Genomic DNA, 26,442 nt, shown 5'->3' with positions numbered 1-26,442 from the left:
GAAACCGTCACAATCGATGGCTGTGAGATCTCTCACCATCGTCTCAGCGCGGGCTCAGCGCTGGGTCATCCGCAGGCCGGAGCGCACGGCAATCTGGGTGAACTTGTCCTTGCCCAGGTCATAGGAGGCGCTGGGATTGTTCACCAGGTAGACCACCCGGTGGCCCGCCACCACGACGGCCGTGCGGAAGCGCGCAGTCTCACTGCCACCCATGCTCTGCTGGAGCAGCAGGGTGCGGGCCGTGACCTTCACGCCGTCCTCACCCGGTGCGGTCGAGTTAAGGGACTCGCCCACCTTGGCGGTGCTCTGCCGGGAGGCGCAGCTGGTGAGGGCATTGTTCAGCCGGCCCGCAAAGGCGTTGGCGGTGCGCGGATCCTTGAAGGTGTAGACGATCTCGTCGATGCCGAAGGTGCGCGGGGCGGCGCTGTCCTGGGTCATCAGGAAGGTCCGCTGCTCCTTCTGGGAGGGGCCGGGGACCGACGCCAGGTCCAGGTTCTCGCAGGTGGTGCCCTTGCTGGTCACGTTCGTGGTGTCCGTCGCGGTCCACAGGCCGGCGCCGGGGGTCACCCGCTGCAGGTCGGAGGCGATCAGCCAGCCGGGCGTTCCGCTGGGCGGAGGCAGGATGGCGCTCACACTCGGGTTCTGCGCGCATTCCCCGCCAGAGGTGGCGCACTGGCGGTTGATGGCCAACTTGGCCGTCTGGGCCAGCGTGGCGGTGGAGAAGGGCTTCGCGGGCTGGGCCACATCGAAGGCGTGCAGCACCGTGCCGGTGCGCGTCAGCAGCACCGTGTGGTACTCCACCGTCGGGTTCTGGTAGGCGACGGTGACGGCCGCGGCCTCGTCGCCGATGCCAGTCACCTTGGCGGCACCGGTGATCCAGGTCGGCACCTCGTCACAGGCCGCCAACTGCGCGGCCCGCGCCTGGTAGGCATTGCGGGCGTCGGCGGTGGTGGCGAAGCCGTCGATCTGGTGCTTCATGCTGGGGGCCGAGGCGGCCTCGGTGGTCAGTGTGCGCTGCTTGGTCATGGTGGGGTTGGGCTGGCCCTGGGTGGAGTTCATGCAGGCCGGGCGCAGGGTCGTCGGCGTCAACTTGTCCAGCGTGGTGGGGGCCGACCACTTCTGCTTGGGATCCAGGGTGGCCGCGTCCTTGACGCTCAGCAGGTCATCGGCGGTGACCACCGGCGGCTTGCTCACCGTCGGGGTCGGCGTCGGGGTGATCACCACGACTGGCTTGCGGGTGTAGGCATACATCAGACCGAAGGCCAGCAGCGCCAGGGCCAGGGCCCCGGCCACCCAGGGCAGCAGGCGCAGGCCCAGCGGTCGCCCGGGAGTGGGGGAGAAGGTGTCCTCGGCATAGCGCTCCGGGGCGTGCGCCAGGCTGGCGCCGGGCACGTCGGTGCGGGCTAGGGCCGCGCGGGCGCCGACGATTGCGGCGTGCTGGTGGCCGTCCAGCGGGGTGTGCTCCTCGGCCTGGGCCTGTTCGGCCTCCTCCGGGGTGACCGGCGCGCCCTCGTCGAAGACATCCACCGGCTCCTCGTCGGGCTCCACCCGCGGTTCCTCGGGGGCCAGGGCGCCGACGATCTCCGACGTGCGCCGCTCCTCGCCCACGGCGGGGCGCATCCACGCGCTGTGATCCTCGGCCGGAACTGGAGGAATCACCGTGGTGGCGGCGTCGTCACCGGGGAAGCCGGGCTCGGCTGGGATAGGGTCGGAGCCGCCTTGCTGACCGACGTCGCCCGCAGACGTCCCGGGCTCGACGGGCAGGCCGTCCTCGCCCCCGGGGTGCCGGGGCTGGTGGGTATTGTCGTCGGTCACGCGATTCCTCCGGGAACTCGTGGATGGGGCACATCAAGAAAAACTCATGCAGAGTTTACCCGCCAGACCGCTGGGCGGCGATCTCTGAACGGAGGACCAGCTGAGAGGTGGAGCGATGAAGGGACTGCCCGGGCGGCGCACCGGGGCCGGAAGGGCTTCCACGCCGGCCAACCGTCGCCGCACCCAGATCTCCCGGACGGACCGGGAGCACCCGGAGCACGAACGGCGCGGACGGCATTCGCGGCTCTCACCGCTGCCCTGGCCGGTGGTGGCCGCCCTGGCCGCCGTGCTCACCGCGGTGGCTGGGATCATCCCCCCGGTCGCCCTGGCCTCGGTGGGCTGGATCCAGGCCCCCGACGTGGGGCTGTGGAGCGTGCTCCTGCTGGGCGTGCGCGGGTGGCTGCTGGCTCACGGGGCCGGGATGGAAGGCGGTGCCACCACCCTCACCATCGCCCCGCTGGGGGCGACCGCCGTGATCCTGCTGATGGGCAGCGCGCTGGCCGCCATGGCCGGGGCCCAGGCCCGCGCCGAGGCCCAGATCGAACTCTCCCAGCGGCAGCGCCGCGCCCTCACCGTGCGGGTGGCGGGGGTCTTCACGGCGGCCTACCTGGTGTGCGTGCTGTTTGCCTCCGCCCTGACCGACACCGCCGGACAGACCGGCCGGGCGCTGCTGGGCGGTCTGGTCATTGGTGGCCTGAGCGGGATGATCGGCGCCGGGCGAGCAGTCGACTGGCATCCGACGGCGTGGTGGCCGGCCTGGGGTCGGGCCATCCCGCGCGCCGTGGCCGCCGCCCTGGCCGTGATGGTGGTCACCGGATCGGCGGTGGCGATGTGCGCACTGCTGCAACACCGCGGACGGGTGGCCGAACTGCACAATGTGCTGGCCCCGGGCACTGCGGGTGGCATCTCCCTGATGGTGCTGCAGCTCACCTGGCTGCCCAACCTGGTGCTGTGGTGCGGCTCCTGGGCGCTGGGTGCCGGCTTCTCGATCGGCTCCGGCACCCTGGTCTCCCCGGCGCACAACCTGACCGGCATGCTGCCAGCCATCCCGGTCTTCGGCGCGATCGGGCCCAATGGGCCCGGCCCCAAGGTGGCGCTGCTCTGGCTGCTCTCCGGGGTGTTGGCGGGTGTCATCGCCGCCGTGGTGATCGTGCGTTCCCGGCGGGCGGCGCGGCTGGACGAGACCGCGCTGGTCGGGGGCCTGTCCGGGGTGTTGGCCGGGCTCACCTTCTGGCTGTTGGCGGCCTTGAGCAATGGTGACCTGGGCCAGACCAGGCTGGTGGGGGTTGGTGCCCGGTTGGTGCCGCTGGCCGTGATGGCGCCCACCGTGATGGGAATCTCGGGGCTGGTCACCGGCCTGGCACTCGGGCTGCGGCGGGAACTTGCCGGGCGCCGGATCGAGGCCCACCACACCGGGGCCGTCCAGCCGGGGGAGGATTCCGAGGAGCCCGGCCCGAACTGAGCCAGTCCCAGAAAGTGTGGATGGTTGCCACCGTCGACGGTGGTAACCATCCACACTTCCATTTCGTTTGAAATGTAGCTAGATACGATCAATACTTAGCTACATGAGTGACAAGGACCAGCACTGGCCGAGCGCCTGGGTGCGTGCCTGCTTGGAGATCGCCATCCTGTCCACCCTGCAGGGTGACGCGCTGCACGGCTACGGCATCGCCAGCCGGATGGAGGAGGTCGGGTTCGGCAGGTTGAAGGGCGGCTCGCTCTACCCGGTTCTGGCAAGACTGGAACAGGCCGGGTTTGTGGAGGCGGTCTGGCTGCCGGGGGAGTCCGGCCCGGGACGCAAGGCCTACACCCTCACCACGTCGGGCCGCGAGGAACGCACTCGGTTGCTCGCCAGTTGGCGGGCCCTCTCGGAGAGCTTGCAGGCGCTCGGGCAGCCCAGCGACGTGACCCGATGATCGACCTGCTCAAGGACTTCCACCACGCCCGTGGAGTGCACGAGGCCGTCCGTACCCGTACCCGAATCCGAGGAGCATGAGCATGAATCGCACATTCGACGCGGTCGAGGAGTTCAAGGCTGCCCGCGGGCAGGAAACCGATGCCACCTGGGCCGCTCGGGCGCTGATGCGGCTGACCATGGCCAACGTGGAGGCCAGTGAGACGGATCGGGTGCTCGCCCGGGCCTGCGAACAGGTGCGCGAGAGCCAGGAGGCCGCCGAGGACCTGTTCGGTTCCGCCGACGACTGGGCCGCGGAGCAGGTGACCGAGCTCAGCGAACAGGGGGCGACCTTCGTCGACGACTCCACCGATGCCAACACGTTCGCGGTGGTCTGGCTGAGCATCGCGGGCATCATTGCCCTGCTGTTCGCGGTCTCCTTGTGGTTCAAGTACGACGATGGCGCTCCCTTCAATGGCTGGCTCGCTGCCACGCCCGTCCTGATGGGCTTCGGGACGGCGGCCGTTGCCACGGTGCGGGAATGGTTGCTGCCCAAGCGCTCTGCCCTGGTGGGGTGGCTCGCGGCCGCCGGTGTCCTGGGCGGCACCCTCGGTGCGACGGTCCTCTGCTTCGTGATGGGCAAGGGAGCGCCACACCGTCCCGTGGGTTGGTGGCTGGCCGAGGGCGTGGCCCTGTTCGCCCTGGCCTGGCTCGCCGCCCGCCTCATCCCGGAATCCGATCGCGCCATGGTGCGGGCCCGGGGCGCCGCCGCCGTGGACGACGAGGAGTGGGTTCGCCGCGCTCGCGGCGCCCTGCGCGAACGGCAGGACCTGAGCGAGGAGCAGGTCACCGAGCACATCGAGGAGGCCCGACGGCATGCCCGTGAGTCGGGCGCCACCCTCAGCGCGGAATTCGGGAACCCGTTGGGCTATGCCGGAACACTCCCGGGCGACGAGGTGCTCAGCACCCGGCGAACCGCCCTGTGGTGGACGGCCATGATGGGTCTGTGGGCCTACCTGAGCATCGACTCCGCCGACTGGTGGCACATCGTCTTCCTGACCCTGGTGGGGATCGTGACCCTCCGCCACTGGCGGCGCCACCTGAAGGCGCGGGGCGCGCGGGTTGGTGGCTGACCGGCGCCAGCAGCGTGACCGGTCGGGCAAGTCCCGGGACCGATACAGTGGGGCAGTGACCTATCGCGTGCTCGTCCTGGTGTCCGGCAGTGGCACCCTGCTGCAGTCCCTGATCGACGCCCGCGACGCCGACCATTTGCAGGCCGAGCTGGTGGCCGTCGGGGCCGACGTGGAATGTGCCGGAATCGAACGCGCCAAGGCCGCCGGGATCGCCACCTTCGTCCACCCGATGCCGACGCTGCTGCGTCGCGGTACCGCTGAGCGGATGGCCTGGGATTCCGAACTGGCCGACCGGATCGCGGCCCACCAGCCCGACCTGATCGTCTCCGCCGGTTTCATGAAGCTGCTCGACGAGCCCTGCATGAGCCGCTTTGGTGACCGGATCATCAACACCCACCCGGCGCTGCTGCCTCACTTCCCGGGCGCCCATGCCGTGCGCGATGCGCTCGCCGCGGGAGCCACCACCACCGGGGCCTCCATCTTCTGGGTCAACGACGGCGTCGACACCGGCGAACTGATCACCCAGGAGGTCGTCGAGGTCCTGCCGGATGACGACGAGGCCACCCTGCACGAACGGATCAAGGTTGTCGAACGCCGCCTGCTGGTGGACGTCGTGAACCAGCTGGCCGACAGCCACGCCCGCTGAGGGCCCACGAATCACCGAATCCACGGCACGAAACATTCTGGAGTTGAAAATGAGTGACAACCGAATGCCCATCAAGCGCGCGCTGGTGAGCGTCTACGACAAGACCGGGCTGGTCGAGCTCGGCCAGGCGCTGGCCGATGCGGGGGTGGAGCTGGTCAGCACCGGCGGCTCCTACCAGAAGCTCGTCGACGCCGGCCTGCAGGTCACCGAGGTGGCCGAGCTGACCGGCTTCCCCGAATGCCTCGACGGACGCGTCAAAACCCTGCACCCCAAGGTGCACGCCGGCATCCTCGCCGACCGTCGCCTCGAGGACCACCGCACCCAGCTCGACCAGATGGGGATCGCCCCCTTCGACCTGGTGGTCAGCAACCTGTACCCCTTCACCCAGACCGTCGCCTCGGGTGCCGGCGAGGACGAGTGCGTGGAGCAGATCGACATCGGCGGGCCGTCCATGGTGCGCGCCGCCGCCAAGAACCACCCCAGCGTGGCGATCATCACGTCGCCCGGGCAGTACGAGGAACTGAAGGCTGCGCTGGCCGAGGGCGGTTTCACCCTGGAGCAGCGCAAGGCGCTGGCCGCCGCCGCCTTCAAGCACACCGCCGCCTATGACATGGCCGTCGCCGGCTGGATGGGGCAGGTGCTCAGCGACGACACCGACGGCACCGGTTTCCCGGCGTGGGTCACCGGCAGCTATGAACGCCTCGACGTGCTGCGCTATGGCGAGAACAGCCACCAGCAGGCCGCTCTGTACCGCAAGAACTTCGGCCCCGAGGGCCTGGCCACCGCCGAGCAGCTGGGCGGCAAGGCGATGAGCTACAACAACTACGTCGACACCAATGCCGCGCACCGCGCCGCCTACGACTTCGAGCAGCCCGCCGTGGCCATCATCAAGCACGCCAATCCCTGTGGCATCGCCACCGGTGCCGACATTGCCGAAGCCCACCGCAAGGCCCACGAGTGCGACTCGCTCAGCGCCTTCGGTGGCGTGATCGCTGCCAACCAGACCGTCACGCTGGCCATGGCCGAGCAGGTCAAGCCCGTCTTCACCGAGGTCATCGTCGCGCCCGACTACGAACCCGGGGCCCTGGAACTGCTGCAGACCAAGAAGAACCTGCGCATCCTCAAGTGTGGCGCCCCGGCCCGCGGCGGCGTCGAGACCCGCGAGATCGACGGCGGGATGCTGATGCAGCAGACCGACGTGCTGCAGGCCGACGGCGACAAGCCCGAGAACTGGACCCTGGCCGCCGGCCAGGCCGCCGACGAGCAGACCCTGGCCGACCTGGCCTTCGCCTGGAAGGCCTGCCGCTCGGTCAAGTCCAATGCCATCCTGCTGGCCTGCGACGGCGCCTCGGTGGGCGTCGGCATGGGCCAGGTGAATCGCGTCGACTCCTGCAAGCTGGCCGTGGAGCGCGCCGGGGAGCGGGCGCAGGGTTCGGTGGCCGCCTCGGACGCCTTCTTCCCCTTCAGCGACGGCCCGCAGATCCTGATCGACGGGGGAGTCAAGGCCATTGTCGAGCCCGGTGGCTCCATCCGCGACGACGAGACCATCGAGCTGTGCAAGGAGAAGGGCATCACGCTCTACTTCACCGGCACCCGCCACTTCTTCCACTGACATCCGGACTCGCTGCGGCTTCGCCTCCGCTCATTGCCGGAGACAGAGCTCGCTTCGCTCGCACGATCTCTTCCAGGTGGCTCGCGACGCTCGCCCACCGAAGCACGCTTCGGTGGCATCGGGACGATGGTTGGCCTGTGCCTTCCTTGCGGTTCGTGCAGGGACCATCGTCCCGATGGTCTTGGGCAAGTGAGCGATACGATCAAGATCCCGAGCCTTCCAAGGAGTTTCAAGGTGACTGCACAGAAGATCGACGGCAAGGCCGTCGCCGCCCAGATCAAGGACGAGCTGAAGGTCCGGGTGGACGCCCTGCGTGAGCGCGGCGTGGTGCCCGGCCTGGGCACGGTGCTGGTGGGCGCCGACCCGGGCAGCCAGATCTACGTCGGGGGCAAGCACAAGGACTGCGCCCAGGTGGGGATCGAGTCGATCCGCGTCGACCTGCCGGAGGACACCACCCCCGCCCAGCTGGACGAGGCCATCCAGGCACTCAACGAGAACCCGGCCTGCACCGGCTACATCGTGCAGCTGCCGCTGCCCAAGCACCTGGACGAGCACCGCGCCCTGGCGCTGATCGATCCGGACAAGGACGCCGACGGCCTGGCCCCGGCCAGCCTGGGCAAGCTGGTGCTCACCGAGCCCGGACCGCTTCCCTGCACCCCTCGGGGGATCGTGGAACTGCTGCGTCGCTACGACGTGCCGCTGGCTGGCGCCGAGGTGTGCATCGTGGGGCGGGGGACCACCGTCGGGCGGCCGCTGTCCCTGCTGCTCACCCGCAAGAGCGAGAACTGCACCGTGATCCAGTGCCACACCGGCACCAAGGACCTGGCGGCGCACACCCGTGAGGCGGACATCGTGGTGGCCGCGGTGGGCCGGGCCGGATTCCTGACCGCGGACATGGTCAAGCCGGGCGCCGTGGTGGTCGACGTCGGCGTCAGCCGGGTGGATGGCAAGCCGGTGGGTGACGTGGCCGCCGATGTCTGGGAGACCGCCGGGATGGTCACCCCGAACCCGGGCGGCGTGGGCCCGATGACCCGGGCCATGCTGCTCAGCAATGTGGTGGACCGGGCCGAGCAGCTGGCCAACGCCCAGGGCTGACCGGTGGGCGCCTCCACCGAGCAGCACGAGCGGGACACCGCGCTGGCCAGGGCGCGCGCCCTGGCCAGCGGCCGCACCCTGAACCAGTGGCCACTGACCGCGGTGCTGATCTGTCTGGCCTGCTCGCTGGGGATCACCGCGACGGGGCACTGGCGTCGCGGTGCCTTCGCCATCGGGTGCAGCGTGCTGTTGGCCGGGCTGCTGCGCATGCTGCTGCCCAACCGGGTGGCCGGCCTGCTGGTGGTGCGACGACGCTGGTTCGACGTCCTGCTGCTGCTGACCGTCGGTGGCGCCATCATCGGGCTCACCCTGGTGGTCCCACCCTTCAAGCCGGGCCTCGGCGGAGCCTGATCCGGCATCGGACCGGCCCGTTCCGTGGCGGTGCCGCCCGGATTGGGAAGGGCCCAGCCGTGGGAATCGGGGGTGGGGTTCCCGGCTGGCACCCGGCCTCCTAGACTGGCCGGAAGAGCACAGTTCGCCGGACCCCGGAACGCCTCCGGCAAGGGCACACGGTAGTGTCAGGGACGTCCGTCAAGCAGTTGCCGGCGAGACCAACCAAGAGTGAGGAAGTAACCGTGAAGCAGACCCCCATCAAGGTTGCAGTGACCGGCGCGGCCGGCCAGATCTGCTACAGCCTGCTGTTCCGCATCGCGAGCGGCGCGGTGCTGGGCGACGCCCCGATCGAGCTGCGCCTGCTGGAGATCCCGCACGCCATGAAGGCGCTCGAGGGCGTCGTGATGGAGCTCGACGACTGCGCCTTCCCGAACCTCAAGAATGTGGTGATCGGCGACGATCCCGAGACCATCTTCGAGGGCGCCAACATCGCCATGCTGGTGGGCGCCTTCCCGCGCAAGGCCGGCATGGAGCGCGGCGACCTGCTCTCCGCCAATGGCCGCATCTTCACCGCCCAGGGCAAGGCCCTCAACAAGGTGGCCGCCGACGACATCCGCGTGCTGGTCACCGGCAACCCGGCCAACACCAATGCCCTGATCACCATGCACAACGCGCCCGACATCCCGCGTGAGCGCTTCGGCGCCCTGACCCGGCTGGACCTGGACCGGTCCAAGGCCCAGATTGCCAAGAAGCTGGGGGTCACCACCCGGCACATCGAGCACCTGACCATCTGGGGCAACCACTCGTCCACCATGTACCCGGACCTGTTCCACGCCACCGTCGACGGCAAGCCCGTCCTGGAGGCCATTGGTGACAACGAGTGGGTGAAGGACACCTTCATCCCGAAGGTCGCCAAGCGCGGTGCCGAGATCATCAACGCCACGGGCCTGTCCAGCCGCGCGTCGGCCGCCAATGCCACCGCCTCCTGCATGCACGACTGGGAGCTGGGCACCGTGGGCAGCGACTGGACCAGCATGGGCGTCTGCTCCGACGGCTCCTACGGCGTGCCCGAGGGTCTGATCTCCTCCTTCCCCGTGCGTCACAAGGACGGCAACTGGGAGATCGTCCAGGGCCTGGAGATCAGCGACTTCAGCCGCAAGATGATCGACATCTCGATCAAGGAGCTGGAGGACGAGCGCGACGCCGTCAAGGAGCTCGGCCTGATCTGATCCGGACCTGTCTGGAGTCGGCCCTGCATTGGGTCGACCCGGACGTGAGCCGGTTGAGTCACGACGCACACGTGGCCGTCACCCCGCGGGGTGGCGGCCACGTTTCGTCGACCAAGAATGCCGCCCACCCCAGGTTCGAGTCCGATCCTGGTTGATCGCCGCACCTGCGCGACGGGTGACGCTTCGTCAGCCGGTCTTGGTCGGGTCACGCCGGGGTGCGGAAGGGTCGCGCGGTGGTGGTCAACGACGGGGGCCGAGCCTGGGGGTGGCGGCGGCCGCCTGAGGGCAACCGAAGAGAGCGCCCGGGGATGACGACGCGGCCGCCCTCCGCGGAGGACGGCCGCGCCGCATGTTCAATCTGTGCCCGGGGTCAGTGGGCGACGGCACCTTCGGCGCCGGCACCGGTCATGGAGCGGACCTCCATCTCGGTGTACTTCTCCGGGTTGTACTCCTTCGAGCTGATCGAACCGAGCCAGCCCAGGATGAAGCCGATCGGGACGCTGACCAGCGCCGGGTTGTCCAGCGGGAACCAGGCGAAGTTCGCATTCGGGAACATCGAGGTCTTGGTGCCGGAGACGGCGGGGGAGAAGGTGATCAGCACCAGGGCGGAGATCAGGCCGCCGTAGATGGACATCACCGCGCCGCGGGTGTTGAACCGCTTCCAGTACAGCGAGTACAGGATCGACGGCAGGTTGGCCGAGGCCGCGATGGCGAACGCCAGCGCCACCAGGAAGGCGATGTTCTGGCTCTTGGCCGCGATGCCACCGACGATGGCCAGCAGACCGATCACCACCACGGTGTTGCGGGCCACCTTGACCTCCTGCGCCGGGTCCGCATTGCCGTCCTTGAGGATGGCGTTGTAGATGTCGTGCGCGAAGGAGGCCGACGCGGTGATGGCCAGACCGGCGACCACGGCCAGGATGGTGGCGAAGGCGATGCCGGCGATCACGGCCAGGAAGAGGGTGCCGCCCAGCCCCTTGCCGGGCAGCCAGAAGGCCAGCGCCGGGGCGGCCGCATTGGCCTTGCCGGGCAGGGTGTTGACGACGTCGTAACCGACCAGCCACGCCACGCCGTAACCCAGGATCATGGTGAACAGGTAGAAGGCACCGATCAGGCCGATGGCCCAGGTCACGGAGCGACGGGCCTCCTTGGCGGTGGGAACCGTGTAGAAGCGCATCAGCACGTGCGGCAGGCCGGCGGTGCCCAGCACCAAGGCCAGGGCCAGGGAGATGAAGCCCAGCTTGTTCTTGCCGTACTTGCCCATCGGCTCGGTCAGGTTGCGCCAGTCGGCGCCATTGGCGGCCGGGTCGGCGGCCTTGATGGCGTCGGCATTGCTCTGCGCATGGCCGATCAGCGTGGACAGGTTGAAGCCGGTCTTGCCCAGCACCCAGGCGGACATGATCGCGGCGCCGGCAATCAGCAGCACGGCCTTGATCATCTGCACCCAGGTGGTGCCCTTCATGCCGCCGATCAGCACGTAGACGATCATCAGCAGGCCGACGAGGATGATGACCAGGTTCTGCATCATGTCGTCGGTGACGCCCAGCAGCAGGGAGACCAGGCCGCCGGCGCCGGCCATCTGGGCCAGCAGGTAGAAGAAGGAGACGGCCAGGGTGGAGATGGCGGCCGCCATCCGCACCGGCTTCTCCTGGGTGCGGAAGCTGAGCACGTCGGCCATGGTGTACTTGCCGGTGTTGCGCAGCGGCTCGGCCACCAGCAGCAGGGCCACCAGCCAGGCCACCAGGAAGCCGATGGAGTAGAGCAGGCCGTCGTAGCCGCTCAGCGCGATGGCGCCGACGATGCCCAGGAAGGACGCGGCGGACAGGTAGTCACCGGCGATGGCCAGGCCATTCTGTCGGCCGTCGAAGGAGGCGCCGCCGGTGTAGAAGTCGCTGGCCTTCTTCTTGCCACCCTGGGAGACCCGGATGACGATGGTCAGCGTCGCCACCACGAAGACGGCGAAGATGATGATGTTGGCAATCGGGTTGCCCAGCTTGGTCTGCAGGAGGGGCAGGTAGGTGTTCATCGGGTGCCCTCCAGCTCGGCGCGGATCTTGGTGGCGATCGGGTCAAGGTTCTTGTTGGCGTGACGGATGTACAACGCGGTGATCGCGAAGGTGGTCACGAACTGCAGCAGGCCCAGGAAGAGCCCGATGGTGACATGGCCGATCATGGGCTTGGCCATGAAGCTGACCGCATAGGTGCTGAGCAGCACATAGGCGAAGTACCAGATCAGGAAGGCAATGCTGAGGGGGAAGGCAAAGTTGCGGAAGCGCTTCTTCAGTTCCTGGAATTCGTCCGAGGCCTGAACCTGCGCCAGCTTGGCGTCGTCGACGACGTAGCCGTGCGGGCCGTCCAGCTCGGGCAGGGGATTGTGGTTGGGCGGAAGGTGGCGTTCCGGGTCGTCGGGGAGATCCCTGGGCTCGTGGGGCTCCGGGTGGGCCTGGTGTGAAGTTGACATCGGGCTCCTAGCGTCGTTGCTCTGGCTCCTGCCGTCCGGTGGCAAAAGCTGGAGCAAAGTTAGCCGCAAATGTGACCAATGTCACGGTTTTCGACGAAATCATTTCACCCGATAGTGAATTGGTTTCCCCGGAGAAGGCCGTCGGATATGCCGGAATTCCTTGCTCAGTGGAAGATCACGGTGCGGTGCCCGTCCAGGAAGACCCGCTTCTCGGCAAAGAGCTTGACCGCTTCGGTGAGGGTTCGGCTCTCCTCGTCCTGGCCGATCGCCACCAGCTGGGCCGCGGTGCGGGAATGGTCAACCCGCACCACGTTCTGCTCGATGATCGGGCCCTCGTCCAGGTCGCTGGTGACGAAGTGGGCGGTGGCGCCAATCAGCTTCACGCCCCGCTGGTGCGCCTGACGGTAGGGATTGGCGCCCTTGAAACCGGGCAGGAAGGAGTGGTGGATGTTGATCGCCCGGCCGGTCAGGGCCTCGCACAACTCGGGGGACAGGATCTGCATGTAGCGGGCCAGCACCACCAGCTCGATGTCGAACTCGTCCACCAGCTCCAGCACCCGTCGCTCGAAGGCGGCCTTGGTCTCGGGCAGCACCGGGTGGCTCTCGAAGTCGATCCCGTAGAAGCCCGCCAGGGCACCCAGGTCCGGGTGGTTGGACAGGATCCGGGGGATCTCCACGTTCAGGTACCCGCTGCGCTGCCGGAAGAGCAGGTCATTGAGGCAGTGCCCGGCCTTGGAGGCCAGCACCAGGGTGCGGGTGGGCCGACACTCCAGGTCCAGGTCCCAGTCCGCCGCCAGGTCCTCCACCACCGGTGCCAGCGCGGCCTCGATGCCGGCCCGGTCCAGCGAGGTGTCCAGGGTGAGCCGCATGAAGAAGCGCCCGGACTCGGAGGTGAACTGCTGGCACTCGACGATGTTGCCCCGGGCCGCGACGCAGGCCCCCGAGACGGCGTGCACGATCCCCGGCCGGTCGTCGCAGGAGATGGTGAGCACCCAGATGTCCTGCCCGGGCTGGGCGGGCTGGGTGGGGGGAGTCGTCGTGGGAGCAAGCGCAGTGGTCACCCGGCCAAGAGTACGGGACTCGCGGCGCGCCCACGCGGCTGTCCGGCGTGGCAGTCTGGTGCCATCCCCGGAACAGGAGCCCCGCCATGACAGAACGTCCCGAACAGCCCCGCACCGTCGAGGTGCCGGGCGACGAACTGCCGGATCCGCAGTGGACCCCGCAGGCGCGCCACGAGCTGACAGCCGCCGCCGACACAGCGGCCCGAGCCGTGCAGGACTATGCGTCGTGGTTGGGCGGCTGCACCAGTGAGGAGGGCTTCGACCCGCAGGAGGCCATGGCGCGGGCGGAACAGCTGCGGGCCGCTCTGCTGGCCTTCGACGACGCGGGCTTTGACTACTCCGGCTTCTTCCCGGTCTGCCTGCCCGATGAGGAGCTGGACCCCGATGAGCTGGACGAGGACGAGGACGACGAGATCGACGAGCTGGACCTGGACGAGCCCGCCGCGACCACCGGCCCCAGCTTCGTCACCCTGGTGGCCCGATGTGACTACCGGATCACCGACCCGGACAATGACCTGCAAGAGGTGGTCGAATCCTTGATGGGCAAGGACCTGGTGCCGATCGCCGGGTTGGAGGAGGTGCGCAAGGCCGTCGTGCACATCCCGCTGGATGAGTTGGAGAGCGACGAGGACTTCGACGAGGACCCCTTCGGGCTGATGCTCGACGACTGAGACGGGGGCCTCGACCGGCTGGGTCGAAGTGGTGGGGCTGGGTCGTCGCGAGGGGCAAGTTATTCTGTGCTGGTGACTATTCGGCGTGACCGGCCCCGACGGGGCGAAGACACCTGCCTGGTGCGGGCCCGTGCCCGGGGTGCCCGGTGAGCCTCAACCAGATCCTGATCAATGTGGCGCTGATCTTCCTGTTCATCGTCATCGGCGGCATCTTCTCCGGTGCCGAGATGGCGCTGGTCAGCCTGCGGGACAGCCAGATCAAGAATCTCTCCGGGCGCGGCAAGCGAGGGGAGGCGATCGCCCGGCTGACGTCCAACCCGAACGACTTCCTGTCCGCCGTGCAGATCGGCGTGACGGTCTCGGGCTTCCTGTCGGCCTCCTTCGGTGGCGCCACCCTCTCCCCGGCGCTGGCGCCGTTGCTGGTCTCCTGGGGGGTGCCGTCCAGCGTCGCCAACACCCTGGCGCTGGTGGCCATCACGGTGGTCATCTCCTACTTCTCCATCGTGCTGGGTGAGCTGACCGCCAAGCGGATCGCGATGCAGCGCGCCGAGGGCTTCTCCATGGCGATTGCGCCGCTGGTGGACTCGATTGCCCGGGTGGCGCGGCCGATCATCTGGTTCCTGGGCAAGTCCACCGACGTCGCGGTCCGGCTGCTGGGTGGTGACCCGAGCGCCGCCAAGGAGGAGGTCAGCGACGAGGAGCTGCGCCAGATGGTGGTGGGCTCGCAGACCCTGGGCGCGGAGGAGCGGCACATCGTCGACGAGGTCTTCGAGGCCGGGGAACGCAGCCTGCGGGAGGTGATGGTGCCCCGCACCGAGGTGGACTTCCTGCCCGGCGACATGCCCGCCTACAAGGCCATTCGCGAGGTGCAGGGTGCGCCGCACTCCCGTTACCCGGTGACCGACGGCTCGCGGGACCGGATTGTCGGCTTCCTGCACGTGCGGGACCTGATGGACATGGACCCGTCCACCCGCTCCACCGCCATCAAGCAGCTGGTGCGGCCGGTGCTCAGCCTGCCGGACACCGTGCGGGTGCTGCGGGCCCTGACCGACATGCGTCGGGCCCACTCCCACCTGGCCATCGTGCGCGACGAGTACGGCGGTACCGCCGGGATCGTCACCCTGGAGGACCTGGTGGAGGAACTGATCGGTGACATCACCGACGAGTACGACCTGCCGCCCGCCGGCATCCACACCCAGCTGAACGACATCGACGGGCTGATGACCCTGGAGGAGTTCGCCGAGAAGTTCGGCTACCTGTTGCCGGAGGGGCCCTATGACACGGTGGCGGGCTACTTCATGGCCCAGCTGGGCCGGCTGCCCGTGGTGGGGGACGAGATCTTGGTGGAGCTGGAACGCGACCCGGATGCCGACCCGGCACAGGGTCTGCCGGACAACTCCAGCGTGGTCTTCACCGTGACCGAACTGGACGGCCGGCGGGCCGCCTGGCTGAGTGCCCGGCGGCACCGGGAAGCCGACGCGACCGCCAGCCCGGTGGCCGAGGACCAGGAGACCGACCGGCCGGTGCTGGACCTGTCCGGGGCTGGCCGGGGCGCCACCGCGGTTGGTCACGAGGCGCCGGCGAGGACGTCATGACCCGCGGCCGGGGCGCGGACGACGGCCAGGAGCTGCTCACCACCCAGGAGGCCGAGCCGCTGCTGCGGGCGGCCGTCGAGCACGCCGGGGGCTCCCTGCTGGACTGGCGGCTGGACCATGTGGACCATGACCCGCAGCGCTCCACCACCGCCACCTACGCCGCCCGGGTGCGCTGGGGCTACGGCGAACGCGACGAGCTGCTGGGCTGCTCCGTGCGCGCCCAGGGGCCACTGGCCAGCGACGATGCCGCCGAGATCTTCGCCGACGGGAAGCACCAGGCCGCCGTCTGGATCTACCCTGCCGATCCGGACCTTCCCGGTCTGCCCCGGGCGGTCTTCGCGGAGCGGATGGCGGAGGTGCTCGCCGAAGAAGGGCTGGTGGGCCGCCCGGTGCACCCGTCGGAGCTGGAACTCACCATGATCGGCTACCGTCCGCGGCGCCGGGCGGTGCTGCGGGTGGGCGTGCGCGGCGAGACCTTCTACGTCAAGGTGCTGCGGCCCGACCAGTTCGAGCTGGTCAACTCCCGGCACCAGCTGTTGCGTGAGGCCCACATTCCGGCGCCGGAGGTGCTGGCCGCCACCGATGACCGGTTGCTGGTGCTGCGGGAGCTGCCCGGCCGTCCCCTGGCCAAAGCGATGTTCGACGACCGGCCGCCGTGCTCGGCGGAGAAGGTGGTGGAGCTGCTGGACCGACTGCCCCCCGGGATCGCCCGGTTGGAGCGGCGGCCCCCGTGGAGCGACGCGGTGGACCACTACGCCCGGGTGGTCAGCCGGGCCTTGCCGGAGCAGGAGGGGCGGCTGGCCTGGCTGGCCGACGTGATTGGTTCCGGCCTGTCCGGAATTGAGCTGGGCGACGAAGCCACCCATGGCGACTTCCACGAGGGCCAGTTGCATGTGGCGGACGGGGCCATCACCGGTCTGCTGGATGTCGACACCATCGGGCCGGGGCGTCGGGCGGATGACCTGGCCTGCCTGGTGGCCCACCTGTCCACCGTGCAGCGGATGAACGACGTCCAGACCCAGAACCTGCACCGGTTGATCCGGGAATGGGTGCCGGTCTTCGACGAACGCGTCGACCCCACCGAGCTGCGGCTGCGGGCCGCGGCGGTGATCATCTCCCTGGCCACCGGGCCGCATCGGGGCCAGGAGCCCGACTGGGAGCAGGAGACGGTGAACATTCTGGACGCCGCGGAGGCTCTGGTCCGCCAGGTGGGCTGAGCCGTCTCGCGTCGTGAGCGGCCGGGGCTGGCTCAGGACACGATCCGATAACGCTTTGCTGATCTGTTGCCCCGAGTAAACATCAGCAGGTGAACGGAGGGTTACGATGCTGGGGCACCCCCAGCTCGGGCGCGCCCAGTTCATCTGCTCAGGAGGCAGTTCAGTGAAGAAGTCCCTCGTCGCCCCGGCCATCGCCTCGGCCCTCGCCCTGACCATCGCCGGCTGCGCCAAGGCGCCCGACGCCACCCCCGCCGCCTCCGGCGGTGCCAGCTCCAGCAGCGGCGCTGCCGCCCCCGCAACTGGTGACTTCAAGGCCTGCATGGTCTCCGACGAGGGCGGCTTCGACGACAAGTCCTTCAACCAGACCTCGCACGACGGCCTGATCAAGGCCAAGGACGAGCTCAAGATCGAGACCGGCGAGATGCAGTCGGCTACCGCCAATGACTTCGCCAAGAACATCAACGCGATGGTGGCGGCCAAGTGCAAGGTGATCGTCACCGTCGGCTTCATGCTGGGTGATGCCACCGTCGCTGCCGCCAAGGCCAACCCCAATGTCCAGTTCGCCATTGTCGACTGGAATGACCCCACCAAGACCAAGGGGATCAAGAACCTCAAGCCGCTGATCTTCAACACCGCCCAGCCTTCCTTCATGGCCGGTTACACCGCGGCCGCGATGAGCAAGAAGGGCACCATCGGCACCCTCGGCGGCATGAACATCCCCACCGTGACCATCTTCATGGACGGCTTCCACCAGGGCGCCATGTATTACAACAGCCAGAAGAGCAAGAGCGTCAAGGTGCTGGGCTGGGACCCGAAGAATCCCAAGGGCGGTCAGTTCACCGGCAACTTTTCCGATGTGGCCGGCGGCAGCCGGATTGCCTCCACCCTGACCAGCCAGGGCGCCGACGTGATCTTCCCCGTCGCCGGGCCGGCTGGTGAGGGCGCTCTGCAGGTGGCCAAGAAGTCCGGCGGCAATGTCAGCGCGGTCTGGGTGGACACCGATGGCTGCGTCTCCAGCGCCAGCTACTGCTCCTCAATCATGACCTCGGTGCAGAAGGCGATGGACGTGGCCGTCTTCGACGCGATCAAGGCCGCGAAGGACGGCTCCTTCAGCGCCGAGCCCTATGTCGGCACCCTGGAGAACGACGGCGTGAAGCTGGCCGAGTTCCACGACTACGACTCGAAGGTCCCGGCGGAGCTGAAGGACGAGCTGAAGACCATCAAGGAGGACATCGTCTCCGGCAAGATCACGATCGAGTCGGCCTCCCAGCCGAAGTGATCCGGTTGCCAGTCAACCACTGAAATCCCTGATCAAGGCCCCGTCGCCGGTTCTCCAACCGGGCCGGCGGGGCCTTGATTCCCCCAACGAGTGTGGGAGTATTCCCCTGTGACTGAACACGCCACCGCCAGCGCCGGCCAGGGCACGGAGCAGGGCTCCGGGCTGCAGCTTCGCGGCATCACGAAGCGCTTCGGAACGCTGGTGGCCAATGACCACATTGACCTGGACATCCGCCCCGGCGAGATCCACTGCCTGCTGGGGGAGAACGGCGCCGGCAAGTCCACCCTGATGAATGTCCTGTACGGCCTGCTGCAGGCCGACGAGGGTGAGATCACCGTCGACGGCAAGCCACTGCACCTGACCAACCCGAAGCAGGCGATGGCCGCCGGGATCGGCATGGTGCACCAGCACTTCATGCTGGTGGAGGTCTTCAGCGTCGCCGAGAACCTGGTGCTGGGCCGGGAGCAGGGCCCCGCGGGCACCGTCGACATGCGGGCCGCCCGCCAGCGGGTGCGGGAACTGTCCGACCGCTACAAGCTGCAGGTGGAGCCCGACGCGATCATCGAGAACCTGCCGGTGGGCATCCAGCAGCGGGTGGAGATCCTCAAGGCCCTGGCCAATGACGCCAAGTACCTGATCTTCGACGAGCCCACCGCGGTGCTCACCCCGCAGGAGATTGACGAGCTGATGCAGGTGATGCAGGCCCTGCGCGACGAGGGCCGGGCGATTGTGTTCATCACCCACAAGCTGCGCGAGGTGCGCGCCATCGCGGACCGGATCACCGTGATCCGCCGTGGGAAGGTGGTTGGCGCCGCCGATCCCGGGATGAGCGAGGCCCAGCTGGCCGAGCTGATGGTGGGCCGCGCGGTCAGCCTGACGGTGGCCAAGGACGCCCCGACGCTGGGGGAGGAGCGGCTGCAGGTCCGCGACCTGGTGGTGGCCGCCCCGTCGGGCGCGGTGATGGTGGACCACGTGGACTTCAGCGTCCGCGGCGGGGAGATCCTCTGCCTGGCCGGTGTGCAGGGCAATGGCCAGACCGAGCTGGCCGAGGCCCTGCTGGGCACCACCCCCGTGAAGAGCGGCGAGGTGCTGGTGGACGGCAAGGACGTGGCCACGATGAACCCGAAGCAGAGCCTGGGCAATGGCCTGGGCTTCGTGCCCGAGGACCGGCAGAAGGATGGCTTCGTCGGCAGCTTCAGCGTGGCCGAGAACCTGGTGCTGAACCACATCGAGGACTACTCCCGCGGTCTGGCGCTGGACATGAAGAAGATCCGCAGCAATGCGGAGCAGCGGGTCGACGAGTTCGACATCCGCACCAATGGGATCGACCTGCCGGTGGCCAGCCTGTCCGGCGGCAACCAGCAGAAGGTGGTGCTGGCCCGGGAGCTGAGCCGTCCGCTGAGCCTGCTGGTGGCCAACCAGCCCACCCGGGGCGTCGACGTCGGTGCCATCGAGTTCCTGCACGAGCGGATCGTCGCCGAGCGGGACCGGGGGACCGCCGTCGTGATCGTCTCCACCGAGCTGGACGAGGTGGTGGCCCTGGCCGACCGGATCGCCGTGATGTACCGCGGCCGGATCGTCGGCATCGTGCCGCCCGACACCCCGCGCGATGCGCTCGGCCTGATGATGGCCGGCGTGCCGCAGGACGAGGCGCTGGCCGCTGCCCAGGAAGGAGGGCGGGCATGAGCACCGCCGCACCCGTCAAGAAGTCCGACGCGAACCAGACCCTAGCCGGCAGGGCCGGCGGCTTCCGGATGCCGTGGAGCGAGCTGGCCACCACCCTGGCCGCCTTCGTGCTGGCCTTCCTGATTGGCGCGATCCTGATGATCGTCGCCGACCCCGAGGTGAGCAAGAAGTGGACCTACCTGTTTGCCCGCCCCGGGGACGCCCTGGGCGCCTCCTGGGACAAGATCTCCGGTGCCTATGGCGCGCTGCTGATGGGATCGGTGGGCAGCTGGAAGGCGATCACCGAGACCACCGCCGCCGCCGCGCCGCTGATCTGCGCCGGTCTGGGTATGGCGCTGGCCTTCCGGGCTGGCCTGTTCAACATCGGCGCGCAGGGGCAGGCGATCATGGGCGCCATCCTGTCCGCCTATGCCGGCTTCTCCATCGCCAACCTGCCGCTGGCCCTCCACCTGCCGCTGGCAATCCTGCTGGGCGTGCTGGCCGGGGCCCTGTGGGGCGGTTTCGCCGGCTGGCTGCGGGCCGCGACCGGCGCACATGAGGTGATTGTCACCATCATGCTGAACTACGTCGCCTCGCTGACCCTGGCCTGGCTGCTGGGCACCAAGGCCTTCCTGCGCCCCGGACGCCAGGACCCGATTGCCCCCGAGGTGAAGTTCTCCGCCACCTTCCCGCGGCTGGAGGGTGGGCAGCTGCACCTGGGCTTTGTGCTGGCCCTGCTGGCGGCGCTGGCGGTGTGGTGGCTGATGGAGCGCTCCACCGTCGGCTTCCGGATCAGGGCCGTCGGCGCCAATCCCGACGCCGCCGCCACCGCGGGCATGAGTGTGGCACGGACCACCGTCGTCGCGATGACGCTCTCCGGTGCCTTGGCCGGTCTGGCCGGGGTGCAGGCGGCGCTGGGCCCGGGTGACTTCGGACTGCCCACCCCGCTCTCGCTGGGTCTGGTGGGTTCGATCGGCTTCGACGCCATCACCGTCGCCCTGCTGGGCCGCTCCAAGCCGCTGGGTGTGGTGCTGGCCGGCCTGCTGTTCGGCGCCATGCATGCCGGCGGCCTGGCGATGCAGTCGCAGGCCGACACCCCCTTGACCCTGACCACCGTGCTGCAGGCGCTGATCGTGATGTTCGTCGCGGCGCCCATGCTGGTGCGCACGCTGGTCCCCTTCCTGAAGGCCCGCAAGGCCCGGCCCGCCGCCCTGGTGGGCGAGGCCAGCGGGGCCGTCGCCGCCCAGAACGGAGCGAAGGCATGAGGAATACCAAGTTCCCCCAGGGCGCCCAGCCGGAGTCCACGCGGCCCGGCGCCAGCAGCGAGCAGCCCGACCCGTACGCCCAGCCGGCCAGCGCCGGCGCCCACCCGGCGATCCCCACCGAGGAGATCGTGCTGCGCACCACGGAGAGCGCCTCGGCCCGCCGCAGCCGGCTGACCACCGGCGCGCTGGTCACCCTGTTCGGGCTGTTGCTGCTGGGCCTGGCCTTCAGCACCCGGGGCACCGCCCGGTTTGCCCTGTCTGACGCCTTCGACGCGGTCCAGCTGCCGACGATCAGCCTGCCCGGCCTGGCCACCGTGCTGGTCTGTGGCCTGCTCACCCTGCTCGCCGGGCTGGGCTACCTGTCCGGCCGGTTGAGCGGCCGGCTGCCCGCCCTGGCAGGCACCGTCGCCGGGATCGCGGTGATGGTGGGCTTCCTGGCCTGGGCAGTCGCCGGCCGGGACCTGCCCTTCCCGATCAGCAACCAGCTGAACGGCACCCTGGCCATCGCCACCCCGCTGGTGCTGGGCGCCCTGGCCGGTGTGCTGTGCGAGCGGGCCGGCGTGGTCAACGTCGCCATCGAGGGGCAATTCCTGGTGGCCGCCTTCGCTGCGGGCGTGGTGGGCTCGGTCACCAAGTCCATCCCCGCGGCCCTGCTGGCGGCCGTGATCGCCGGCGTGCTGATGGCCGCGCTGCTGGCGCTGTTCACCATCACCTATCTGGTGGACCAAGTGGTGATGGGCGTGGTGGTGAACCTGTTTGCCGCGGGGATCACCGGCTTCCTGTTCGACCAGCTGATCCAGCCCCAGTCCAGCACGCTCAACACGGCGCCGCAGATGCAGAACATCGCCATCCCGGGGCTGTCCAAGATCCCCTTCTTCGGCCCGGTGCTGTTCAACCAGACCGCCCTGGCCTACCTGGCCATCGCCTCGGTGGTGCTGGTCTGGTTCCTGCTCTACCGCACCAAGTGGGGCCTGCACGTGCGCGCCGTCGGTGAACACCCCAAGGCGGCCGACACCGTCGGCATCAACGTCGCTGGCACCCGCTGGGCCGCGGTGCTGGCGGGCGGCCTCTTCGCCGGTCTGGGTGGTGCCTTCTTCACCATCGGCTCCACCGGCTCGTTCAGCAAGGACATGACCGTGGGCAACGGCTTCATCGCCCTGGCCGCGCTGATCATGGGCCGCTGGCACCCGGTGCTGGCCGCGCTGATGGCGCTCTTCTTCGGCTTCGTGAAGCAGATGGCCTCCCAGCTGTCCGCGCTGAACACCCCGGCGCCCAGCCAGCTGCTGCTGATGCTGCCCTACCTGGCCACCATCATCGCCGTCGCCGGTCTGGTCGGCCGGGTGCGGGCACCCGCCGCGGACGGACAGCCCTATGTCAAGGAAGGCCACTGAGATGAACACTCAGAGGGAGGCCGCTCAGCCCGTCGCGGTCACGGAGCCCGGCGCCACCACGGTGCCCGAGCTTGTCGAGGGGGACTGGGAGCTGCTGCGCCAGCGCGCCCGGGAGCTCGCTGCCCGCGCCTACGCGCCCTACTCCCGCTACCGGGTGGGGGCCGCGGCCTTGGTCGACGACGGGCGGGTGGTGGGCGGCTGCAATGTGGAGAATGCCAGCTACGGCGTCACCCTGTGCGCCGAGTGCGGTCTGGTCAGCGAGCTGGTGGCCGGTGGCGGGGGACGGCTGGTGGCCTTCACCTGCTGCAATGGCGACGGTCAGGTGATCATGCCCTGTGGCCGTTGCCGCCAGCTCCTCTTTGAGCACGGCGGCGACGATCTGCTGGTGGAGACCCCGCTCGGCATCCTCCCGATGTCCCAGGTGCTGCCGCAGGCCTTCGGGCCCGCGGACCTGGGTGGGTAAGACCAAAAGAGTGTGGATGGTACCCACCGCAGTCGGTGGGTACCATCCACACTTGGTGTTCGAGGGTCAGGGGGCCGAGTTGGGAATCCGGGGGGAGCGGGCGTAGGCCTCGGTGGGGGTCATCGGCTCGCCATTGATCTGGACCGTCTCGAAGGTGCTCACCTGGGCGCAGCCGGTGGTCTCCGAGGAGACCTGGGCGCTGCCACCCGTGGCCTGGTCGGGCGTCGGGCTGGCCGAATCACCGGTGGCCTCACCGGGTGCGGTGCTGGCCTGCTCGGTGGCCGGCGTGGGGCTGGCGCTGGCCGACGTCGCGGCGCCGCCCGTGGGGCTGCTGGTGGAGGCGGTGCCCGACGGATGGGCGGACGCCTTGGACTTGGGGGTCACCAGCGGCTGGTCGGCGGCCAGCTTGGCGAACAGGTCCTTGGAGGCCTGGGTGGGCAGCACCGTGTTCTCGTTCTCCGGGTTCTGCTCCGACGGCATGGTGACGAAGGTTGTGGCGCTGGAGGGGATGTTGCCCACCGTCGTGGCCACCTTGGCCAGGGTGGACACATCGGCCAGCCCCTTGTCCACGGTCAGCGCCCTGGTGCCGGCCTCGGCCAGCCGGTAGACCTTCTGCGGGTTCAACAGGGTTCCCGCGCTCTCCAGCTTGCGCTGCAGGGAGGACAGGTAGAGCCGCTGCCCGATGGTGCGGCCCAGGTCACCGCCGTCGCCGAAGCCATGCCGGGTGCGGACGAACTGCAGGGCCGCGACTCCCTGCAGAGTGTGCTTGCCCTGGGCCAGCTTGAGGTGCGAATAGGTGTCGTAGACATCCTTGTCCACACACACGTCCACGCCACCCACGGCGTCGGACAGGCTCACCACACCGCTGAAGTCCACCATCATGAAGTGACTGATCGGCAGGCCGGTGAGCTGGTGGACGGTGCGCAGCTGGCACTCGATCCCGTAGTTCAGCGAGCCATTGATCCGGCCGGTGGTTGCCTCCCGGGTCTTGCCGTTCCCGGAGCAGGCCGGCAGATCGACGAGGGTGTCGCGGGGCAGGGAGACGATGGTCATCCAGGTCTGGTCGGCCGAGATGTGCACCAGCAGCTCGACGTCGGCGTTGGTCTCGCCGTCCTTCTTGTCCTCACCGCAGGAGCCACCCAGCTTGCAATCGGCTGCCTTCTGCCGGGAGTCGGTGCCGATCACCAGGATGTTCTGGGCGGTGCCCTTGGGCAATCCCTCCAGTGGCTTCTCGCCCTGCACCTCGACGGGCATCTCCACTGAGGTCAGGTTGGAGTTCAGGTGGCGGTAGTAGCCAAAACCCGCGGCGGCCAGCACCAGGGCCAAGACCAGCAGCGCGATCAGCACGATCCGACGTCGGCTCCGCCGGGGAGCCTGGGCCCGTTGCGGCACGGCCACATGGCCCTCCGGGAGGTCGTCGCTGTCCTCGGGTGGCAACTGGTGCTTCATGGGGATTGAGGCTACCGTTCGCGCCGCGGCGGGCGGAAACAGCTCTCAGGAAGCCCACGGGTACGGGCTCCGGAGAAAAGTTGAGTGAGGTTGACTCAATCCCGGGAATAGATCTCGGAATGCCTGTGTTGGCAGGGATGCAGGCCGCAAGGAGCGGCCCCGATTCAACCGCACGACAGGAGTGACACCATGGCTCGTACGTTCGACCCCTTCCGTGAGATGGACCGCGTCGTCAGCGAGTTCACCCGCACCCCCAACACCACCCCGATGCCGATGGATCTCTACCGCGACGGGGACACCTTCATTGCCCGGATCGACCTGCCCGGGGTCGATCCCAGCACCATCGACGTCGACGTCGAGGAGCGCACCCTGACGGTTCGGGCCGAGCGCAAGCCGGCCGAGAATGCCGAGGGGCGGGTGTGGCTGGCCCGCGAGCGTGGCGCCGGCACCTTCGCCCGGCAGCTGAGCCTGGGGCAGGGCCTGGCCCTGGACCAGATCACCGCCGAGTACAGCGACGGCGTGCTCAGCCTCACCATCCCGGTGGCCGAGCAGGCCAAGCCACGCAAGATCCAGGTCACCCATGCCGGTGGCTCCGCGCAGATCGAGGGATCGGTGGCGGATGAGCAGGAGCAGGAGCAGGGCTGACGGGCCCGATGCCGTCGGGCCCTGGGCCCGTGCCCACGGCGAGCAACCACTGATGGACGACCACCGGGGGCCGTCCCGCCGCGGCGGGGCGGCCCCCGGTGCTTGCGCTGGCCGCCCCGGGCGCTCCGGGCGAGCAGGGCGCGGGTGATGGGGACGACGCCGGCGTGGAGCTGGCGCCGGGTGTTGGTGATGCCGGCCTTGGGATGGGGCGTGGGGCGGGCCGCAATCCGACGTCGAGCTACCCGGAAGACCGCGCCCAGTGCCCGTCGCGGTGCTGGCACAATTGCCCGGTGATCACTGCAGCAGCCGACGGTTCCTCCCTGTCCAATCCCGGCCCCGCCGGCTGGGCCTGGTACATCGATGACAGCACGTGGGCGGCCGGGGGCTGGCCGCATGGCACCAACAACATGGGCGAGCTGATGGCGGTGCTGAACCTCCTGCAGCAGACCGCCGTCGTGCCCGACGAACGGCTGCTGATCCTGTGCGATTCCCAGTACGTGATCAACTCGGTCACCAAGTGGATGCCGGGTTGGAAGCGGCGCGGTTGGCGCAAGGCCGACGGCAAACCGGTGATGAACGTCGAGCTGCTGCAGGAGATCGACCGGCTGCTGGTGGGGCGAAGCGTCAGCTTCGAGTGGGTCAAGGGGCATGCCGGGCACGCGATGAACGAGGCCGCCGATGCCCGGGCGCAGGCCGCGGCCCGCGCCTACCGCGACGGCACGGCCGTGCCCGCCGGGCCGGGATTCCAGGGTGCGGGGGAGTCCAGCGCCACCAGCCTGGACGTGGCCCCCAGCAAGCCGGAGCCGGTGGAGATCGACCTGTTCAGCGTCGACGACCAGCCGGCCACCTCCGACGCCGACGACGTGATCGCCCTGGAGGAGGCCCTGCTGCTGGACTCGGTGCGCTCCGACAAACGACGCGTGGAGGCCCTGCTGCACCCGGACTTCACCGAGATCGGGGCCTCCGGCAAGCTGTGGAGCCGGGCCCGGATGCTGGCCTCCCTGCAGCCGCTGACCAACCGGACCACGCTGGAGGTGATCGGGGTGGACACGCTGGCAGACGACGTCGTGTTGCTGCGCTGGCGTTCCCGAAGCCGCGGGGCGATCGCGCTGCGCAGCTCGGTCTGGGTGAGAACCCCGTCGGGCTGGCAACTGCGCTTCCACCAAGGAACACCCGCCGACCTGTGAGGTGACCCTGCGAGCCGAACCGTCGGCTTGCACGCCCAACGGTCGGCCTGCGATGGGTAGAACCATCGGAAGGCAACCGTCCAACGAGCAGGGTGACGGTTTCAGGGCCACAGCGCCCCTCGACAGGCGAAGGTGCCGTGGCTGGCGCTCGGGTTCCGTTTTCCCGCGTCGGATGGATCCGTCGCGGGAAAACCAAACCCGAGCGGCGACGGAGCACCGGCGGCCGTCAGCGGCGAGGGGGCTTGGGGGGTGTCCCTATGTTCCTCGTCAAGCGGCGAGGGGCATGAGTGGGGGTTCCGGTGCCGGGGCGGGTGCCCGGTAGGGCTCCCGGTTCTTG

Annotated in this window: 23 protein-coding genes; 18 read left to right on the top strand and 5 right to left on the bottom strand. The window is 69.1% G+C overall.

All coding sequences use genetic code 11. The features are described from left to right. Positions 1 to 54 precede the first annotated feature (54 nt). On the bottom strand, positions 55 to 1,815 hold the full coding sequence (locus tag AAEX60_RS09185) for a hypothetical protein (protein ID WP_342102874.1): 1,761 nt from the start codon (positions 1,813 to 1,815) through the stop codon (positions 55 to 57). A 115-nt stretch (positions 1,816 to 1,930) separates the two neighbouring features. Between AAEX60_RS09185 and AAEX60_RS09180 the strand changes: the two genes are divergently transcribed. The 8 genes from AAEX60_RS09180 to AAEX60_RS09145 all read left to right on the top strand — a co-directional run bounded on the left by AAEX60_RS09180 (position 1,931) and on the right by AAEX60_RS09145 (position 9,757). Next, complete coding sequence (locus AAEX60_RS09180; RefSeq protein WP_342102873.1) at positions 1,931 to 3,277, top strand: cell division protein PerM; 1,347 nt, start codon at positions 1,931 to 1,933, stop codon at positions 3,275 to 3,277. A gap of 103 nt (positions 3,278 to 3,380) precedes the next feature. Beyond that, entirely contained in the window at positions 3,381 to 3,731 is a 351-nt protein-coding gene (locus tag AAEX60_RS09175; protein WP_342102872.1) for a PadR family transcriptional regulator, read from the top strand. An 82-nt stretch (positions 3,732 to 3,813) separates the two neighbouring features. Further along, positions 3,814 to 4,842, top strand: coding sequence for a hypothetical protein (locus AAEX60_RS09170; RefSeq protein WP_342102871.1), 1,029 nt, complete (start codon positions 3,814 to 3,816; stop codon positions 4,840 to 4,842). Between the two features lie 55 nt (positions 4,843 to 4,897). Beyond that, on the top strand, positions 4,898 to 5,488 hold the full coding sequence (purN, locus tag AAEX60_RS09165; RefSeq protein ID WP_342102869.1) for a phosphoribosylglycinamide formyltransferase: 591 nt from the start codon (positions 4,898 to 4,900) through the stop codon (positions 5,486 to 5,488). Positions 5,489 to 5,537: 49 nt separating this feature from the next. Beyond that, the gene (purH, locus tag AAEX60_RS09160) at positions 5,538 to 7,100 is read left to right on the top strand and encodes a bifunctional phosphoribosylaminoimidazolecarboxamide formyltransferase/IMP cyclohydrolase (RefSeq protein WP_342102866.1); all 1,563 of its coding nucleotides are present in this window, start codon (positions 5,538 to 5,540) and stop codon (positions 7,098 to 7,100) included. A gap of 234 nt (positions 7,101 to 7,334) precedes the next feature. Continuing rightward, positions 7,335 to 8,195 (top strand): bifunctional methylenetetrahydrofolate dehydrogenase/methenyltetrahydrofolate cyclohydrolase, encoded by an 861-nt coding sequence (locus AAEX60_RS09155; protein ID WP_342102865.1) that lies wholly within the window; start codon positions 7,335 to 7,337, stop codon positions 8,193 to 8,195. Positions 8,196 to 8,198: 3 nt separating this feature from the next. Beyond that, positions 8,199 to 8,546, top strand: coding sequence for a DUF3017 domain-containing protein (locus AAEX60_RS09150; RefSeq protein WP_342102863.1), 348 nt, complete (start codon positions 8,199 to 8,201; stop codon positions 8,544 to 8,546). Positions 8,547 to 8,770: 224 nt separating this feature from the next. After that, positions 8,771 to 9,757 carry a malate dehydrogenase gene (locus AAEX60_RS09145; protein WP_342102860.1) on the top strand — a complete coding sequence of 329 codons (987 nt, stop codon included), beginning with the start codon at positions 8,771 to 8,773 and terminating at the stop codon, positions 9,755 to 9,757. Positions 9,758 to 10,127: 370 nt separating this feature from the next. Here the strand turns inward: AAEX60_RS09145 and AAEX60_RS09140 are convergent, their stop codons facing one another. The 3 genes from AAEX60_RS09140 to purU form a co-directional block, all read right to left on the bottom strand. After that, positions 10,128 to 11,783: a solute symporter family protein gene (locus AAEX60_RS09140; RefSeq protein ID WP_342102857.1), complete on the bottom strand. Its 1,656-nt coding sequence runs from the start codon at positions 11,781 to 11,783 to the stop codon at positions 10,128 to 10,130. After that, on the bottom strand, positions 11,780 to 12,217 hold the full coding sequence (locus tag AAEX60_RS09135) for a DUF485 domain-containing protein (protein WP_342102855.1): 438 nt from the start codon (positions 12,215 to 12,217) through the stop codon (positions 11,780 to 11,782). Before AAEX60_RS09135 ends, AAEX60_RS09140 begins: the two co-directional genes overlap by 4 nt. Positions 12,218 to 12,381: 164 nt before the next feature. Further along, a complete protein-coding gene (purU, locus tag AAEX60_RS09130) occupies positions 12,382 to 13,215 on the bottom strand; it encodes a formyltetrahydrofolate deformylase (protein WP_342103156.1) in 834 nt (277 codons plus the stop codon). Between the two features lie 149 nt (positions 13,216 to 13,364). Between purU and AAEX60_RS09125 the strand changes: the two genes are divergently transcribed. The 8 genes from AAEX60_RS09125 (at position 13,365) to AAEX60_RS09090 (ending at position 22,824) form a co-directional block, all read left to right on the top strand. After that, the gene (locus tag AAEX60_RS09125; RefSeq protein ID WP_342102854.1) at positions 13,365 to 13,949 is read left to right on the top strand and encodes a hypothetical protein; all 585 of its coding nucleotides are present in this window, start codon (positions 13,365 to 13,367) and stop codon (positions 13,947 to 13,949) included. Between the two features lie 146 nt (positions 13,950 to 14,095). Continuing rightward, positions 14,096 to 15,544, top strand: a complete 1,449-nt coding sequence (locus AAEX60_RS09120) for a hemolysin family protein (RefSeq protein ID WP_342102853.1) — start codon at positions 14,096 to 14,098, stop codon at positions 15,542 to 15,544. Then, positions 15,541 to 16,761, top strand: coding sequence for an aminoglycoside phosphotransferase family protein (locus AAEX60_RS09115; RefSeq protein WP_342102851.1), 1,221 nt, complete (start codon positions 15,541 to 15,543; stop codon positions 16,759 to 16,761). Before AAEX60_RS09120 ends, AAEX60_RS09115 begins: the two co-directional genes overlap by 4 nt. Before the next feature lie 163 nt (positions 16,762 to 16,924). Continuing rightward, positions 16,925 to 18,040, top strand: coding sequence for a BMP family lipoprotein (locus tag AAEX60_RS09110; RefSeq protein ID WP_342102850.1), 1,116 nt, complete (start codon positions 16,925 to 16,927; stop codon positions 18,038 to 18,040). 108 nt (positions 18,041 to 18,148) lie between these two features. After that, positions 18,149 to 19,726: an ABC transporter ATP-binding protein gene (locus AAEX60_RS09105; protein WP_342102849.1), complete on the top strand. Its 1,578-nt coding sequence runs from the start codon at positions 18,149 to 18,151 to the stop codon at positions 19,724 to 19,726. Beyond that, positions 19,723 to 20,970 (top strand): ABC transporter permease, encoded by a 1,248-nt coding sequence (locus AAEX60_RS09100; protein WP_446721300.1) that lies wholly within the window; start codon positions 19,723 to 19,725, stop codon positions 20,968 to 20,970. Before AAEX60_RS09105 ends, AAEX60_RS09100 begins: the two co-directional genes overlap by 4 nt. Beyond that, the gene (locus AAEX60_RS09095; RefSeq protein WP_342102847.1) at positions 20,967 to 22,361 is read left to right on the top strand and encodes an ABC transporter permease; all 1,395 of its coding nucleotides are present in this window, start codon (positions 20,967 to 20,969) and stop codon (positions 22,359 to 22,361) included. Before AAEX60_RS09100 ends, AAEX60_RS09095 begins: the two co-directional genes overlap by 4 nt. A 1-nt stretch (position 22,362) precedes the next feature. After that, on the top strand, positions 22,363 to 22,824 hold the full coding sequence (locus AAEX60_RS09090) for a cytidine deaminase (RefSeq protein WP_342102845.1): 462 nt from the start codon (positions 22,363 to 22,365) through the stop codon (positions 22,822 to 22,824). Positions 22,825 to 22,890: 66 nt separating this feature from the next. On the opposite strand, the gene AAEX60_RS09085 is transcribed toward AAEX60_RS09090, so the two are convergent. Continuing rightward, entirely contained in the window at positions 22,891 to 24,273 is a 1,383-nt protein-coding gene (locus AAEX60_RS09085) for an LCP family glycopolymer transferase (protein ID WP_342102844.1), read from the bottom strand. A gap of 189 nt (positions 24,274 to 24,462) precedes the next feature. Between AAEX60_RS09085 and AAEX60_RS09080 the strand changes: the two genes are divergently transcribed. Beyond that, a complete protein-coding gene (locus AAEX60_RS09080) occupies positions 24,463 to 24,918 on the top strand; it encodes an Hsp20/alpha crystallin family protein (RefSeq protein ID WP_342102843.1) in 456 nt (151 codons plus the stop codon). 290 nt (positions 24,919 to 25,208) lie between these two features. Further along, complete coding sequence (locus AAEX60_RS09075) at positions 25,209 to 26,105, top strand: ribonuclease HI family protein (RefSeq protein ID WP_342102842.1); 897 nt, start codon at positions 25,209 to 25,211, stop codon at positions 26,103 to 26,105. The last annotated feature ends 337 nt before the right edge of the window (positions 26,106 to 26,442 follow it).

The sequence above is a fragment of the Luteococcus sp. H101 genome (genome assembly GCF_038433155.1).
Taxonomy (GTDB): Bacteria; Actinomycetota; Actinomycetes; order Propionibacteriales; family Propionibacteriaceae; genus Luteococcus.
Note: the sequence above shows the minus strand (reverse complement) of the source record. Positions and strands in the feature narration are given on the sequence as shown.